The following is a 15,458-nucleotide window of genomic DNA, read 5'->3' as shown; positions in this document are numbered from 1 at the left end:
GCGCGGTCGCTGGTGCCCTGGAGAGATGGCTGCACTGCAGCCGCCTGTTCACATCTTAACGAATTACCCGGGATGAACGAAAACGCTTTGCCCGATCACCAGGCCCTGGACCTGCTCCAGCAGCCCTGGCAAACCCCGGCGGTTCGCCATCTGGCCTGGCTGTGCCAGGCCGCACCGCTGGTGGATACCGGCCCGGTGGCTTGTCCCCGGGACTGGTTGCCGACAGATACGTCATCACGCCTGCAACGGCTCGACGCCGCCCCGGCCCCGCTGCTGGCGGCCCTTGGCCAGTGCCAGAGCCGCCGCCTGGGACACTATTTCGAAACCCTGTACCGGTTCTTTCTGGAGCAGTTTCTGGACTGGCGGGTGTTGCTCAGCAATACCGCCATCCGGGCCCATGACGGCCGCACGCTGGGGGAACTGGACCTGGTGGTGGAGAACCCGCTCAGCAATCGCCTGGAACACCACGAAATTGCCGTCAAGTTCTACCTGGGCCACCCCCAGGGCAGCGTTAACCAATGGCTGGGCCCCAATGCCCAGGATCGTCTCGACCTCAAAACCGAACGCATGGTGACCCACCAGTGCACCCTCGCCCAGCGCCCCCTCACCCGGGAATGGCTGGCCGGTCAGGGTATCCAGGGTCCGCTGGCCCCGGTGCTGGTAATGCCGGGCATGCTGTTCACTCCCCTGACAGGGCAACCTCAGCCGACACTGCCAGATTGGGTAAACCCGGGCCATGACCGCGGGCAGTGGCTCTATCACCACCAGTTGCCCGGCCTCAAGACAGACCACTGGGTGCACCTGGACAAACCCGACTGGCTCGGCCGCTACCAGCAACCGCAGCCCCCCGAGCCGGAGTCCACCCGTGCCGCTCTGGCCAGTGTGGCCGTCCACTCGCGGCCGCGGCCCTTCGCCCTGATGACCGCTAAGGGTGATGGCTTTATCGAGACCCGTCGTTTTTTTGTGGTGCCGGATCACTGGCCCGGGCCGCCGGACGATGCTGGTCGCAGCGATCATCCAGCCCCGCACGAAACTCCGCCGGCTGGCTGACCCGCATCACCGGCTGACCACAAAGCCGGCCCTGGTGCTGGTGCCGGCACACCGGCTGCTCGTAATGATCCAGCCAGTCCAGGTAAGCCGGCTCGTTCAGACCGCACTTGTCGGCGGCGAAACCGGTAGGGTTGAGGAAATAGCGCTCAATGTCGTCAAAGGGCAACGTCATGTGACCAAGCCCGGCGTGATAGGCCACCAGAAACACCGACTGATCCTTCAGGTGCCGCATCAGTGTGTCTTCCGCCGGCTCCTGCTGCTGAATTTCTTCCAGTTCCTGCTCCAGCTGGGCAATGCGCTCATCCCGCAGCGCCAGCTCTCGTCGCCGGCGTTCCAACTGCTCGTTGAGCAGCACCAGTTCCGCCCCCCGGGTCTGGGCGCCTGCTTCGGTGGCGGTGGCCTGCTGCTGTAACTGCTCCTGAAGATTGAGGTACTGTTGGTTACGCTCTGCCAGCCGCTCCTTGAGCTGCTCATTGACCAGACGCTGCCGCTCCCGGCCCTGCTCCAGTTCAGCCACCTCGGCCCGCAACCCCTGCATCTCCAGCCGATGCTCACGGCGGATCTCGGCCACCGAGTCCCGGTGGACACTCTGCAGGGTCTTGATCCGCAAACGTTGGGCCCGAATCAGCCGGGCCAGGCGGGTTCGGTCGGCACGCTCGCTGTCTTCCTGGCCGCCGGAGGCCTGCGCACGGAGCACCGGCACATGCTCATCCGGCACCTCCGGGGCAAGACGACGAAACTTGAGGGAATTGGCCTCGATGGCCTTGCGGATGGCCTGGAACTGGTTCTGGCCGGGCGACATGTCCGGGTCCCAGAGTTCGTCTGCCAGCGCCGGGCGCGGGCACTGACTGCGACACACCAACCGGATCGGTCCAGCCCCCAGATCCGGCCCGGACGCTCCCTCCAGCGCCAGTTCCTCCACCGGCAGATTCCAGTGGCTGTCAGCACGTCCTTCCTCGTCGAACCAGATCCGGAAGAACACCAGCGAGCGCACCTGCAGCTGGCCATCCAGCAGCACGTAGACGGCTTTGACATCGGTATCCGCCAGATCCGACAGGCCCACGTAGCCGTCCAGAAACGCGCCAAATTCCTGGGCACGCATCTGCCGCGCCACCCGTGCCCCCTCGACGAACAGCACCGCTGCGTAGCCGTCTTTCCCTGGAAGCGCTGAATCCACTCTCCACTCCTGTTGGTTGCCCTGGCCGACGGTCGTGCCGTCGACACTGATCAAGTCATGCCCCTATTGTAGCCTCGCCAACCGCCAACCGGCAGGGTATCGGGGTCAGGTGGCCCGGGATTGTGCAGTCGGTCGCCTGCCAGCTTGCCGACCTGTCGCCCAAACCGGCACAAAAAAACCCGGTCGGGATAGCCCGACCGGGTCTGCATGACCGCCGTTGCGGATCAGAGTTCCGCGGCCAACCGGCTGCCCTGGTCGATGGCGCGCTTGGCGTCCAGTTCCGCCGCCACGTCAGCACCGCCAATCAGGTGCACCGCCACACCGGCGGCTTCCAGCCCCTGCTGCAGTTCCCGCAGCGGCTCCTGGCCGGCGCAGACGATGATAGTATCCACCGGCAACAGCCGGTCTTCGCCCTGCTCCGCGCCTTTCGGCGTGATGGTGACGTGCAGTCCCTCGTCGTCGATTCGGCGATAGCTGACGCCAGGTACCATCTGTACCTGCCGGTTCTTGAGGGAGGTACGATGAATCCAGCCGGTGGTCTTGCCCAGATTCTTACCGACTTTGGAAGCCTTGCGTTGCAGCAGGTAGACCTCACGGGCCGGCTTGGGCAGCTCCGGGGTCATCCCCTTGATGCCGCCACGGTGTTCGGCAGTCAGGTCCACGCCCCACTCCCGCATGAAGTGTTCGGTGTTGAGGGACGGCGATTCGCCCTCGTGGACGATGAATTCCGACACATCGAAACCGATGCCGCCGGCGCCGATCACCGCGACCTTCTGGCCCACCGGTTTGCGACCCAGGATGGCATCCAGGTATCCAATCACCTTGGGGTGGTCGATGCCGTCGATCTCCGGAGTGCGGGGCACGATGCCGGTGGCCAGCACCACATCGTCGTACTCACCGGCGATCAGGTCATCCACGTCCACCCGGGTGTTCAGGCGCACATCCACCCCGTGCTTGTCGAGCATGACGCGGAAGTAGCGCAGGGTTTCATAGAATTCTTCCTTGCCCGGAATCCGCTTGGCCACATTGAACTGGCCGCCCACTTCACTACCGGCATCAAACAGGGTGACCTGGTGCCCCCGCTCTGCCGCCACCGTCGCCATGGCCAGGCCTGCCGGACCGGCACCAACCACCGCAATTCGCTTCGGCTTGGCGGTCTTGACGTAGGCCAGCTCGGTTTCGTTACAGGCCCGCGGGTTCACCAGGCAGGAGGTGAGCTTGCCACTGAAGGTGTGGTCCAGACAGGCCTGGTTACAGCCGATGCAGGTGTTGATCTCATCGGCGCGATCCTCTGCCGCCTTGGCCACCAGGTCGGCGTCCGCCAGGAATGGCCGCGCCATCGACACCATATCGGCGTGACCGTCGGCCAGCACGGATTCCGCCACGTCCGGCATATTGATGCGGTTGGTGGTCACCAGGGGAATGCTCACTTCGCCCTTGAGACGCTTGGTCACTTCCGTGAACGCCGCCCGCGGTACCGAGGTGACGATGGTCGGCACCCGCGCTTCGTGCCAGCCGATACCGGTGTTGATGATGGTGGCACCGGCCTGCTCAATGGCCTTGGCCAGTTGCACCACTTCATCCCAGGTGCTGCCGTCCTCAATCAGGTCCAGCATCGACAGCCGGTAGATAATGATGAAGTTGGCCCCGACACGCTCCCGAACCCGACGCACAATCTCCAGCGGGAAGCGAATCCGGTTCTCGTAGCTGCCGCCCCACTCGTCAGTGCGGTGGTTGGTGTGACTAACGATGAACTGGTTGATCAGATAGCCTTCCGAGCCCATGATCTCAACGCCGTCGTAGCCGGCCTGCTGGGCCAGTGCGGCGCAGTTGACGTAATCCTGGATCTGCTTCTCAACGCCATCACCGTCCAGCTCTTTGGGAGTGAAGGGGTTGATGGGCGCCTGAATCGCGGACGGCGCAACCAGCTGCGGGGTGTAGGCATAGCGACCGGCGTGGAGAATCTGCATGCAGATCTTGCCACCTTCCCGGTGTACTGCCTCCGTCACCACCTTGTGCTGCTCGGCTTCTTCCTCGGTATCCATCTTGGCCGCGTGCTGCATGACGCTGCCTTCGGCATTGGGGCCGATACCACCGGTCACGATCAGGCCTACGCCGCCACGGGCGCGTTCGGCGTAAAAGGTTGCCAGCCGCTCAAAGCCGTTCTTGGCCTCTTCCAGCCCCGTGTGCATGGACCCCATCAGGGTCCGGTTACGCAGCCGGGTAAAGCCCAGATCCAGGGGCTCCAGCAGGTTGGGGTACTTGGTCAGACCGGGTGTCGCTTGGTTCTCACTCATCTTCATCTCCGTGAATCGGTTCACGTTCTTTTAGTGAGCCTAAAGTAGCCGCTGGTCTTGCCAGCCTCAATATCCTGAAATAACCTTTTATTATCTTCAAACAACACTGAGTCGTCGATCATGCCCAAACCCAACGCCCCGATGCGCCGCAACACTCTGGGCGACATCAGCGTCCTACACGTCGACGTGCTCGCCCGGGCAGTCCAGCACCAGGGCTGCGACCCGGCGCCGCTGCTCGCCCAGTTCAATCTGTCGCCGGCCATCCTGGCGTCGACGGACGCCCGCATCAGCATTCCCCGCTTCATGCGCCTGGGTCACGCCGCCATCGAACACACCGGCAACCCCAACCTGGGCCTGGTGATGGGGGCGCTCAGCCGGCCGGTGGATGCTGGCCGCGCCGGTCTCGCTGGCGCGGCCGCAGCCACCGCGAGTGACGCACTCGCCACCCTGATCCGCTTTGCCCTGCTCACCAGTCGCAACAGCCGGGGCCAACCCAGCATGACCCGAACACCCGACCTGGCCCGGTTCTATTCGATCCGCCCCTACAACCGCTTCAACTTCTTTGTGGTGGATTCGGTCCTGGCCACCTGGGTGCAGTTTCTCCGCACCGTCAGTGGTCAGCAACAGGTCGCCGAGGAGGTGTGGATCGAATACCCGAGCCAGGGACAGGAGGCGGCATTCGAGGCCTGGTTTGGCTGTCCGGTGCACTTCGGCGCGCCGGAGAACCGCTTGCAGCTCAACAGCCAAATGGCCGACACCCGCTGCCAGGACGCCCAGGCGGCGGTACATCAACTGCTGGTGGAGGAGTGCAGCCAGGACCTGAAACGGCGCCAGGCGGGCTGGAGTCTGGGGGAGAGAATCAAGGAAAAGCTTGCCGCCCAACTGGCGGAGCGGCCACCTGAGCTGGCGGCCATGGCGGCCGAGTTCGGGCTAACGCCCTGGACCCTGCAACGGCACCTGGCGGCCGAGGGCCGGGGCTACCGCGAACTGCTCGACGACACCCGCAAGGACCTGGCCCAGGACTACCTGGCAGAAACCAGCCTGTCGTTTGCGGAAATTTCCTGGCTGTTGGGATTTGCCAACCCTGCAGCCTTCCACAAAGCCTACCGCCGCTGGTTCGGCATCAGCCCGGGCCAGCACCGTCGGGTACTGAAAGGCGCTACTGAGATCTAGGGAGCGTCACAGCTCCATGGGGTCGCCGTAGTCTTCATCATCGTCGAAGTCTTCCAACTGCTGCTCGATGATTTCTTCTTCATAGTCGTTCATATCGTCCTCACAGAATTCCCTATCCACTGTATGCCGGTCGCGATCCCGCGACCATCCTGATCCATTAAGCACCTGCGACTGATAGAGCGCAAGACCCATAGGCGCCAGAATCGCAGAGACAGATGACAGTTTGAATTCAGTACAGGACAAAAACGACAAAAATTCGGCGCATCCCATAAGGGCTGGTCCAAACATTCGATGCTAACAAGGAGAATTCTGAAACCCGGAAGGGAGGCGACTCTTTATCGCCTTGGGTGCGCTGAAAACCTTCGACTTTCAGCTGCGTCGCCAGATCGATTCTGACAAGAGGAAAAAGTGGCGGAGCGGACGGGACTCGAACCCGCGACCCCCGGCGTGACAGGCCGGTATTCTAACCAACTGAACTACCGCTCCGCGTTGGGCTGTCATTGTATCGCTTTGAGTTGCTTGCGATATTTTCGAGAACCGCCCTGTGTGGCGTGGTGTTCTCGGTGACAACGAGGGCGCATTATATAGACCCCCGGAAAACTGTCAACGCTTTTCTCAAAAAAATGTCAGTTTTTTTTTCAGCCCCTCGAACGGGCGCTGACCTGGAGCGCCTCCCCCACCCGGCAACAACCGGGATGGGGAACGTGCGTCCGGGACCATGACTACATGGCGTCTACCATCGCATCCTTGCCCTGGGCAGTCTTGCGGTACTCGATCGGGGTCATGCCTGACCAGCGTTTGAAGGCGCGGTAGAAGGTGCTGGGCTCCGAGAAGCCGGTGAGGTAGACAATCTCATCAATCGACTCGTCAGTGGTGGCCAGCAGTTGGCGCGCCAGCCGGTAACGGAAATCCGCCAGCACCTGGTTAAAGCTGGTCTCGGCCTCGGTCAGCCGGGTCCGCAGCGTTCTGGGCTTGATCTGCAGACGCTCGGCAACCGCATCCAGGGTGACCTCACCGCTGTCCAACAGCTCCGCGACAATGCGCTCCACCTGACCCACTATGTCTTTCTTCTCCAGCCGCGCCACCTGCTCCGAAGCGAAGCGCTCGTGCAACGCCAGCAGTTCCGGTTCAGCATGCGGGGAAGGATGGGCCAGCAGGCGCACCGGGAAGAACAGTCGGTTCTCCTTGGCACCAAACACCACCTCGCAGCCCAGGGTGTCCTGCACCAGCGCCTGACCAGTGTCACGGTGGTGTTCAAACTCAATACGGGAAGGCTGGAAGCGACCGTCGGTGATGGACTTGAAGAAGGTCACCAGGCCCTGCACGAAACACTCGTTGAAGTGTTTCAAGCGGCTGACTTCCTCGGAGGCAGTGTCCAGCACCATGCAGGCTTCATCGCCCTCAACGAAGAAATCGGTGTTGGCGGCATCGCTGAGCAGGCGCTGGTAGTTCTGGGCGCGCCGGAGCCCCTCGCCAAAGGTGGGACTGCTGAGAAACAGGTATTCAAGCACCTGGCCGCGGTAGGCGGGTAACACCTGGCCCAGGTTGAGACCCACATCCGGGTCGCCGGAGACATCTTCCACCACCTGCCAGAAGTACAGCTGGGCATTGTGGGGCGTTCGGAGCTGCTCGGTGAAGACATAGTCCTCATCCACCCCCAATCGGGCGAAAATCGCGTCCGTATCTATGTCACGTGTTTTCATGGCCTGATAGATCAGGCGAAGCATCACACCCGCATCGCGAAGTTCCTGCATAACAATCCGCTTGTCGTTGTCAGGGAGCTTCTGGAGAGCCTGTGCACACTCCCGCTGGAGCTCCTTGTAGTTATTGGTTTGGCCTTACCGACTCTATCAGCGGCAGACCCGGTCATTGTCGTGACTTTGTGAGTTTGCCAGACTTTTTGTAATTACATCGCACGCTATCGGAATAGCGGCGTCACTGGATATCAATCCTGGCTATAAGACCATAGTAGCGCATATCAGGCCAGGTGAGCACAGTTGTACCAGAATTCAACCACTTCTCAACCCAGGAGTGCATCCATGGCAAGTCACTATACCTACAACAATCAGCCACCCGGGCTCTGGCCGCTGTACAGCCGCGCCCTCACCGGCGGTTCCCGCACCTCGTCGACCGAGCAGGGCCTGCCTCCCCTGTCTGCGGAGATCATTGGTGCCCGCACCACCGGACCCAAGCTGGCCCGTTATGAAGCCGTGTGCGGCTTCCAGCCCCGAACCTCGGTGCCCATCACCTGGCCCCACATCCTGGCCTTCCCGCTACACCTGCAACTGCTGACCGATCCACAATTCCCCCTGCCACTGCTGGGGCTGGTCCATCTGCGCAACCGCATCACCCAGCACCGCGCCATCGGCCGCGGCGAACTGCTGGACCTGAGCGTGCGATTGGACGGCGAGCAACACAGTGAGCGCGGCCTGGAGTTCGATCTGGTGACCGAAGCCCGGATCGGCGGCCATCTGGTCTGGGAAGAAGTCAGTACCAATCTGTATCGCCAAGGTGGCGGTCAGGGCAAAAAAGGCGAGAAACCCGCCCTGCCCCGCTATCCCCACAGCCTGACGGTCAAGGCACCCGAAAACCTGGGCCGACGGTATGGCAAGGTGTCTGGCGACCTGAACCTGATCCATGTCCACGCCCTGACCGCCAAGGCCTTCGGCTTCCCACGGGCGATTGCCCACGGTATGTGGAGCAAGGCTCACATCCTGGCGCTGCTGGAGCAGCAAGCGGGCTGGCACAAGGGACCGGTGACCATTACCTGCGCGTTCAAGAAGCCCCTGTTCCTGCCGGGAGAGGCACAGCTGAACTGGCAGGAAAACGAGCACCACTGGCAGTACCAACTGCTGAATCAGGCCGGCGATGCGCCACACCTGAGCGGAGACATTCGCTGGCATCGCTAAGCTTTTTTTGATCGCGTCTGGGCCTCACCCCGGCACAAAGCCGGGATGGGGCCGTCAGCAGTCAGATACGCATTACTGCAGGTTTGCCGAGACAACGTTCGAGAGGAGAAACGCCAGTCCAGAGCGGATCAGGCGACAGGCTGGGTGACCTCAGCCAATGGCAGGGTAAAGTAGAAGCAGGTACCGCCCTGCTCCGGACGCTGGAAACCGATCTCACCGCCCTGGGCCTGGATCAGTGACTGACACATGGGCAGGCCTATGCCCATACCATCGGGCTTGGTGGTAAAGAACGGCAGGAACAGCTTTTCTTCGGCGTCCGCCGGCAGGCCGACGCCACGGTCAATGACCTCAACCCGGACACAGCGGTCGCCGGAACGTTCCGCCAGCACCCGCACCGGCGCCGTCGAACCGGCCGCCCGGGTAGCCTCAAGGGCATTACGGATCAGGTTCAGCGCCACTTGCTGGACCTGCACCGGGTCCACCAGCACATTGGGAACGTCGTCTGCGATGGTGATTTCCACACCACCCTCGTTGTTGCGGGCATCCACTTCCGCAAACTGGCGGGTGTCATCCAGCAGGGTCTCCACCGACACCACTTCCTTGCCGGCGGCCGGCTTCTTGACGAACTGACGAATCCGGCGAATGACCTCACTGGCCCGCAGCGACTGGGCCTCAATCTTGCCAAGGGTCTCCCCAAGCAACTCCTGATCCAGACTGTCTGCGCCCATCAGCCGGTTAGCAACGCGGGCGTAGTTGCTGATGGCGGTCAGCGGCTGGTTCACTTCATGGGCAAAACCGGCTGCCATCTCGCCAATGGTGGACAGCCTTGAGGCGTGGGCCAGCTGTTCACGCTGCTCCTGCACCAGCTCCCGTGCGGCTTCCAGCTCGGACTCCTGCTCCAGCTCAACGGTGATATCGCGGAACACCACCACCGCGCCCAGCAACTCGTCCCCCTCCAGCTTGGGAGAGGACCGGTACTCTGCGGGAAACCCGGTACCATCGGCACGGAACATGGTGATGTCACGACGGTGCTCAGGCAGCCCCAGGTTGCAGGTCGCCTTTACCGGCGTGTCCTCAGCATCCTGACTGTCATCGCAGTCGCAATCCTGATTGAAGTGCAGCTGGAAGAAGTTGCGCCCTACCAGCGCTTCGGCAGAACTACCGGCAATGCGTTCGGCGGCGGGATTGGCAAAAATGATGTTGCCGTCAGCGTCGAGGCCATAGATGCCTTCACTGATGGCGTTGAGAATGCGCGACTGGTCGCTCTCGAGCTGCCGGTTACGCTGCTGCAGCTGGCGCTCGAGACGGATGACCCGAGCGTGGGTCTTGACCCGGGCAATGACCTCCGCGGCCTGGAACGGCTTGGAGATATAGTCCGCACCACCCAGTGAGAAGCCTTTGACCTTGGCCTCCACATCGTCCAGCGCCGACAGGAACACCACCGCACTGTCGGCGGTGGCCGGGTCTGCCTTCAGGCGCTCACACACCTGGTAGCCATCAAGCTCCGGCATCATGATGTCCAACAGGATCACCTCTGGCCGGTCTCGCTGGGCCAGTGTCAAAGCCTTGGCACCGTCATTGGCAATCAGCAGACGGTAGCCCTTGTCCTTGAGGGTCTCGTACAGCACCTTCAGGTTCTGGGGATTGTCATCGACCAGCAGGACGGTGGGCTCGACGCTCGCGCAGACTTGTTCGCTCATAGAGTTACTGCCCATAGGAAACATAACCGCATCATGACGCCCCGGTTATCGGGCGTCGATACGGTCCTTTACGGACAGCACCATCCGCACCAGATGGGCCAGGGAGTGGGTGCCCATCTTGTGCATCACCCGCGAACGGTGGATCTCCACGGTGCGCTGACTGATCTCCAACTCAATGGCAATCACCTTGTTGGCCTGCCCGGCGATCATCCGCTCCATGATCTCGGATTCACGGGGTGTGAGGGTGTTCACACGACGCAGGATCTCCTGCTTTTCGCCCAGGGTCTTGCGCTGCTCCAGATCCTGCTTGAGGGCCGCCTCAATCTTCTCCAGCAGCGCCTCCTCGCGGTAGGGCTTCTGGATAAAGTCCACCGCCCCCTCTTTCATCGCATCCACCGCCATTGGCACATCGCCATGGCCGGTCACAAAGATGATTGGCAGAATGGAATGCAGCTCGTTAAGCTTTTTCTGCAGTTCCAGGCCATCCATGCCAGGCATACGGATATCCAGCACGATGCAGCCCGCCATCGCTTCGGAATAGTCCTTGAGGAAGGCGTTGGCGCTTTCGAACGAGGCCACGGTACGGCCCTCGGATTTCAACAACAGCTCCAGGGAATCCCGGACCGCTTCATCGTCCTCAACCAGATAGACGGTTTGTTGGGTATCGCTCATGGTGTTCTCCCGTTCCCATTCTAATGAACCGAAGGTTCCTTGTTGTCCTGCTGGGCAGCCTGCTGCTCCTGCCGCTCATGTTCTCGCATTTTTTCCAGACGTTGCTGAATCGCACCGTAGACACTGCCCCGGGGATACAGGCCATCGCGGTCAGGTTCACCAGCGGGCCGCCCCATCAGCAGACTCACGGCGTCGTCCACCGACGCCACCGCATACACCGCAAACTGCCTGCGCCGGACCGCATCCAGCACCTCAGCATCCAGCATCAGGTTCTGGACGTTGATGGTGGGCACAATCACCCCCTGGTGGGGACGGGCGCCGGTCAACTGACAGGCCTGATAGAAGCCTTCCACCTTCTCGTTGACGCCACCGATTGGCTGCACCTCACCGAACTGGTTCACCGAGCCGGTGATCGCCAGGTCCTGACGGATCGCAATGCCCGACAGCGAGGAGATCAAGGCGCACAATTCCGCCAGCGACGCGCTGTCGCCATCCACCTCACCGTAATTCTGTTCAAAGGTAATGCTGGCCGACAGGTGCAGGGGGTCGGTAACCGCGAAACGGCTGGCCAGCCAGGCACTGAGGATCATCACACCTTTGGAATGCAGGTTGCCACCGAGCTTGGCGTCGCGCTCGATATCGAGAATATCGCCGCCGCCGTAGTAGGTGGTCGCGGTGATCCGGTTCGCCAGGCCAAACTCAAAACCGCCGGTGGACAACACCGACAGCCCGTTGATCTGGCCCACGCACTCACCGCTGGTGCTCAGCAGCGTGGAGCCATCACGGATCGACTCGTAGAACTGGTCACGGATTCGGCTGCTGCGGTACCGGGCGCTGGCAAGGGCCTGTTCGATGTGGTCGGCGTCGATCAGCTTGGCGCCGGCCTGACGGGCCCAGTAGTCAGACTCCCGCAGCAGGTTGGCGATGTCCGCCGCGTGCAGCGACAGACGATCCTGATGCTCCGCCATGCGGGCACTGTATTCGATCACCCGGGCCACCGCCTTGCGGTTGCAGTGCAGCAGTCCCTTCTCCTTCACCAGGCTGGCGATGAACTTGGCGTACTGCAGCTGGCTCTCCGGGGTGCGGTCCATTTCATTCTCGAAATCAGCGGTCACCCGGAACAGCTCAGCAAACTCGGCGTCGTACTCCTGCAGCAGCATCCAGGTTTCCCGGTCGCCAAACAGCACAATCTTGACGTCCAGCGGGATCGCTTCCGGCTCCAGGGAGATCGTACCGGACAGCGTCATTTCCCGCTCCAGGGAATTGATCTGCATGGACCGGGAGCGCAGCGCGCGCTTCAGACCATCCCACACAAACGGCTGCTCCAGCACCTTGATCGCGTCCATCAACAGATAGCCGCCGTTGGCCCGGTGCAGACTGCCAGGCCGCACCAGGGTGAAGTCGGTAAACACGGTGCCCTTGTAGGTGACGTTTTCCACGTAGCCGAACAGGTTGTGATAGGTGGGGTTGTCTTCCACCACCACCGGCACGTCACCGGTTTTCTGGTGAACCAGCACGTTGATCTGATAGCGCCGCGGCAGCTTCTTGTCGAGCGAGGCATAGGCAATGGCGGCCTGCTCCTCGTTCTCGTCCAGGAAAATATCCAGGTTGTCCGCCAGATCGGTCCGCACCGCCTCCAGGTAGGCCACCACATCGGGCTGATCGCCGTAGCGCGCGACCAGTTCATCGAGCTGATGCCCGGTCACACTCTCCAGGGTTTCCTGATTCAGCAGTTGCTGACGCTCGGCGTACTCCTGCTCCCAGTCAGCCACCTTACGCAGCGTCTGGCGCAGCTTTTTCTCCAGTTTGTCGATGTCCGCCTCAAACTGGTCCCGTTGCTCGGGCGTCAACGCCGCAAAGGTCTCGGCGGTGTGGGGATCGTCCCCGTTCATCGCCACCAGCCGGTACCCGCCGGGGGTGGTCACCGTGAGGCTGATCTTCTTGCGTTTGGCCTGCCGGGCTACTTTTTCCAGCGCTTCGTCCTGCTTGCCGGCGTACTCGTTCTTGAGCTGCTCGGCCCGCTCCAGGAAGCTGTCACTGTCAAAGGTCTGGGGCACCACCTTGACCAGCCGTCCCATCAACCGGTCCATGTCCTGACGCAATTGGCTACCCCGCCCCGCAGGCAGTTTCAGCACCTTGGGTTCCCGCGGCTCCTCAAAATTGGCCACGTAACACCAGTCATGACATTGCTGGTTGGTATCGGCGTGATGCTCAAGGTAACGCAACATCATGGTGCGCTTGCCCAGACCATTGCGGCCCACCGCGTAGACGTTGTAACCACCGTGGGGCATGGCCAATGCAAATCGCACCGCTTCCTGGGCCCGGTTCTGGCCCACTATCTCCGCCAATGGCTCGAGCTGACGGGTGGTTTTAAACGGAAATTCCTTGAGCACGCAGGCCTTGTAAAGCTGATGCAGGGACAGTGACTTCAAATTCTCGTCCTGTTGGGGCATTGGTTGCAGAGACTGACCCTACCCATCCGTAGGGACACCGGGACCGCGTTCCCTGTGCCGCCCGCCAGCCTGCTCTGGCTGGCCCGACGGCCACTGGTTCGGTCTGGCAACGCTGTGGACGCGCGCCTGAAGTGAGTCATTGTAGAATCTGCCTTGTCTTATGTCTCGCTCTGGCTCAAGTTTCGCATGGGATTGCCGATATATTGGTCAGTGAGGTCCCGGTCATGGACTGCCGGATCGCTGCCGGATGACATTTACGAGGTTCAGGTCATGGACATCTATCGCAACGCTTACCCAAAGCTGGGGGCGGTGGATCGCCCCCGGGTTGATACCGGGCGACGACCGGCCGCTGCCGATGGCAGCCCCGCCCCCGAGGGACAACGGATTGCCGATCGACGGCTGCAACCAGACCGCAGACGGCGCCAGGAAAACTTTGACGGTCCCGACCGACGCCGGCGCAACAGCCGCCGTCGCCCCAATCTGCTGGACCCGAAAACACGGCAGGCCGCCGCTCTGGAAGACCGCCGAGGGCGGCTGGTGGATGCCCAGGCCTGAGCTGACAAGGCAACGCTATGGAATGAGAGCAGCATCACATTCTATAGTCTGGTTGTTTTTAACCCAGCAACGCTGGGACTAGACTTCGTTCCCCGACCGGTGGTTTCGACCATACCGGGACAAAACCAATAAAAACACGGTTACCGAGACATGATGTCCGACTCTGGAGACCGCAGGATCAAGCAGCGCTTCGCCGCCCCCTGCCTGAAAGTCCAGCTTCATGAACGGAAGCTGTTTGGCGCCCGCTCGGCGGTGGACACCACCTGCCTGGACCTGAACCGCTATGGCCTGGCCCTGTTGTCGCCCCGCCCCATCGCGGCCGGAACCCGGCTGTTGCTGGATTTCGAAGGCCGTTACATTTCCGAATCCCGAGTGGCGGCCCGGGTCATCAGTTGCCGTCCCTACCAGGCCGGCTACCGGCTCAGCATCCAGTTCAGCTACTGCCGCGACCAGAAAGACTACTCCCGCGGTGTCGACAACGCCGTCTCCCGTATCGAAGGGATCTACAACCGCTACGCCAGCTGATTGGTCACTTCGTACGCTGCTGTATCCGTTGCGGTATCCGTTAAAACGACCGATAACGCAAACGTTCGTTACCGCGTCGCCAGGCAAACCGTTACGGCGCAGGCGGCAGGAATTCGGCAAACAGCTTGTCCAGCTCGCCCTCATAGCGGTCCAGCGTATACTCCACATCCGTTGCCAGCACATCCAGCAGCACCATGCTGTTGGCACTGGCATCATCTGTCGCAATCTCCCGCAAGCGGGCGCTGATGCCCCGGTTTACCTTGCGGATATCCCGATACAGGTCCCGTAACCCCTGCAACTGCCAATCAGCGTCCAGGCCGTGCTGTGCCCGCACAAACTGGCCGGTGAGGTAGCTGCCAATCACCCGCATCACCGTTTCATCGGAGGAACTGAACGGCAGGTGCACCCGCCCCAGCGGTCGCAGCAGCGCCAGCCGCGGACACCCGGAAAACACACTGACCACGCCAAACAGGGAGCCGATCGCCCGCTGCATGGAGGTAACCTTGACCACATCCCGCTCCGGCGTCACCACCCGGACCCGCACCGGCTGATAGGACGACGAGTCCGCCACGTTCCGCAATACCGGTTGCAACGCCCGGGCCAGGGGGCAAAAGGTATAGTCACGGGTCGACAACGGGCAGTGCTCGCACTGATTGCACGCCAGCCGGGTCCACGCCGGACCGTCGCCCCGGTCATCAATGCGGCCATCGGCGCTGCCATCAACACAATGCTGCCAGGATGGCTGATCCTGGGGGTCTACCTCGTAGCGGATATCCATAGTCGTCGATCCTGAAACGCACACCACCCATCGGTTATCGGTCGACCATGGCAGGTCGCTCCATGGTCTACACTTGCCAGTGTAGCCGCTTCAGGATGAGGGCGTGTGACGATGGCAACCAGGGACAGACCCACCCGGAATTTCCGGCATCAGGACGAGGACGATCAGC

12 protein-coding genes and 1 tRNA gene are annotated in these 15,458 nt (G+C 61.9%); 5 read left to right on the top strand and 8 right to left on the bottom strand.

Features of this window, described 5'->3' with window-relative positions; translation table 11 throughout:
• Positions 1–72: 72 nt before the first annotated feature.
• Positions 73–1,050: a DUF1853 family protein gene (locus tag MLD24_RS09945; RefSeq protein ID WP_248166517.1), complete on the top strand. Its 978-nt coding sequence runs from the start codon at positions 73–75 to the stop codon at positions 1,048–1,050.
• On the opposite strand, the gene MLD24_RS09940 is transcribed toward MLD24_RS09945, so the two are convergent.
• Positions 941–2,227, bottom strand: coding sequence for a DNA repair protein (locus MLD24_RS09940; protein WP_248166516.1), 1,287 nt, complete (start codon positions 2,225–2,227; stop codon positions 941–943). The genes MLD24_RS09945 and MLD24_RS09940 overlap by 110 nt on opposite strands.
• A gap of 224 nt (positions 2,228–2,451) precedes the next feature.
• Positions 2,452–4,524 (bottom strand): oxidoreductase, encoded by a 2,073-nt coding sequence (locus tag MLD24_RS09935; RefSeq protein ID WP_227171845.1) that lies wholly within the window; start codon positions 4,522–4,524, stop codon positions 2,452–2,454.
• Positions 4,525–4,644: 120 nt separating this feature from the next.
• Between MLD24_RS09935 and MLD24_RS09930 the strand changes: the two genes are divergently transcribed.
• The gene (locus MLD24_RS09930) at positions 4,645–5,697 is read left to right on the top strand and encodes an AraC family transcriptional regulator (protein ID WP_248166515.1); all 1,053 of its coding nucleotides are present in this window, start codon (positions 4,645–4,647) and stop codon (positions 5,695–5,697) included.
• 409 nt (positions 5,698–6,106) lie between these two features.
• On the opposite strand, the gene MLD24_RS09925 is transcribed toward MLD24_RS09930, so the two are convergent.
• Both MLD24_RS09925 and MLD24_RS09920 read right to left on the bottom strand, forming a co-directional pair.
• Positions 6,107–6,183: transfer RNA gene (locus MLD24_RS09925), tRNA-Asp, on the bottom strand.
• 236 nt (positions 6,184–6,419) lie between these two features.
• On the bottom strand, positions 6,420–7,451 hold the full coding sequence (locus MLD24_RS09920) for an AraC family transcriptional regulator (RefSeq protein ID WP_227171847.1): 1,032 nt from the start codon (positions 7,449–7,451) through the stop codon (positions 6,420–6,422).
• A gap of 285 nt (positions 7,452–7,736) precedes the next feature.
• On the opposite strand from MLD24_RS09920, the gene MLD24_RS09915 reads away from it, so the two are divergent.
• Entirely contained in the window at positions 7,737–8,606 is an 870-nt protein-coding gene (locus MLD24_RS09915) for a MaoC/PaaZ C-terminal domain-containing protein (RefSeq protein WP_248166514.1), read from the top strand.
• Positions 8,607–8,734: 128 nt separating this feature from the next.
• Here MLD24_RS09915 and MLD24_RS09910 read toward each other — a convergent pair whose 3' ends face one another.
• The 3 genes from MLD24_RS09910 to MLD24_RS09900 are packed head-to-tail and all read right to left on the bottom strand — an operon-like array spanning position 8,735 to position 13,410.
• Entirely contained in the window at positions 8,735–10,306 is a 1,572-nt protein-coding gene (locus MLD24_RS09910) for an ATP-binding response regulator (RefSeq protein ID WP_227171849.1), read from the bottom strand.
• A gap of 45 nt (positions 10,307–10,351) precedes the next feature.
• Entirely contained in the window at positions 10,352–10,978 is a 627-nt protein-coding gene (gene fixJ / locus MLD24_RS09905) for a response regulator FixJ (protein WP_227171850.1), read from the bottom strand.
• Between the two features lie 20 nt (positions 10,979–10,998).
• Complete coding sequence (locus MLD24_RS09900; protein WP_248166513.1) at positions 10,999–13,410, bottom strand: Lon protease family protein; 2,412 nt, start codon at positions 13,408–13,410, stop codon at positions 10,999–11,001.
• A 291-nt stretch (positions 13,411–13,701) separates the two neighbouring features.
• Between MLD24_RS09900 and MLD24_RS09895 the strand changes: the two genes are divergently transcribed.
• Together MLD24_RS09895 and MLD24_RS09890 are read left to right on the top strand one after the other, a co-directional pair.
• Complete coding sequence (locus MLD24_RS09895; RefSeq protein WP_248166512.1) at positions 13,702–13,986, top strand: hypothetical protein; 285 nt, start codon at positions 13,702–13,704, stop codon at positions 13,984–13,986.
• 153 nt (positions 13,987–14,139) lie between these two features.
• On the top strand, positions 14,140–14,511 hold the full coding sequence (locus MLD24_RS09890; protein WP_248166511.1) for a PilZ domain-containing protein: 372 nt from the start codon (positions 14,140–14,142) through the stop codon (positions 14,509–14,511).
• A 91-nt stretch (positions 14,512–14,602) separates the two neighbouring features.
• On the opposite strand, the gene MLD24_RS09885 is transcribed toward MLD24_RS09890, so the two are convergent.
• The gene (locus tag MLD24_RS09885; protein ID WP_248166510.1) at positions 14,603–15,289 is read right to left on the bottom strand and encodes a DUF6901 family protein; all 687 of its coding nucleotides are present in this window, start codon (positions 15,287–15,289) and stop codon (positions 14,603–14,605) included.
• Between the last annotated feature and the right edge of the window lie 169 nt (positions 15,290–15,458).

This window comes from Marinobacter xestospongiae, from assembly GCF_023156385.1.
Classification (GTDB): Bacteria; Pseudomonadota; Gammaproteobacteria; order Pseudomonadales; family Oleiphilaceae; genus Marinobacter; species Marinobacter xestospongiae.
Note: the sequence above shows the minus strand (reverse complement) of the source record. Positions and strands in the feature narration are given on the sequence as shown.

What these genes read in the sequence shown, in the direction of transcription:
- MLD24_RS09920 (WP_227171847.1), bottom strand. Translation starts at nt 7,451, where the DNA reads ATGCAGGAACTTCGCGATGCGGGTGTGATGCTTCGCCTGATCTATCAG.
- MLD24_RS09885 (WP_248166510.1), bottom strand. Translation starts at nt 15,289, where the DNA reads ATGGATATCCGCTACGAGGTAGACCCCCAGGATCAGCCATCCTGGCAG.
- MLD24_RS09895 (WP_248166512.1), top strand. Translation starts at nt 13,702, where the DNA reads ATGGACATCTATCGCAACGCTTACCCAAAGCTGGGGGCGGTGGATCGC.
- MLD24_RS09945 (WP_248166517.1), top strand. Translation starts at nt 73, where the DNA reads ATGAACGAAAACGCTTTGCCCGATCACCAGGCCCTGGACCTGCTCCAG.
- MLD24_RS09930 (WP_248166515.1), top strand. Translation starts at nt 4,645, where the DNA reads ATGCCCAAACCCAACGCCCCGATGCGCCGCAACACTCTGGGCGACATC.
- MLD24_RS09890 (WP_248166511.1), top strand. Translation starts at nt 14,140, where the DNA reads ATGTCCGACTCTGGAGACCGCAGGATCAAGCAGCGCTTCGCCGCCCCC.
- MLD24_RS09915 (WP_248166514.1), top strand. Translation starts at nt 7,737, where the DNA reads ATGGCAAGTCACTATACCTACAACAATCAGCCACCCGGGCTCTGGCCG.
- MLD24_RS09910 (WP_227171849.1), bottom strand. Translation starts at nt 10,306, where the DNA reads ATGAGCGAACAAGTCTGCGCGAGCGTCGAGCCCACCGTCCTGCTGGTC.
- MLD24_RS09935 (WP_227171845.1), bottom strand. Translation starts at nt 4,524, where the DNA reads ATGAGTGAGAACCAAGCGACACCCGGTCTGACCAAGTACCCCAACCTG.
- fixJ (WP_227171850.1), bottom strand. Translation starts at nt 10,978, where the DNA reads ATGAGCGATACCCAACAAACCGTCTATCTGGTTGAGGACGATGAAGCG.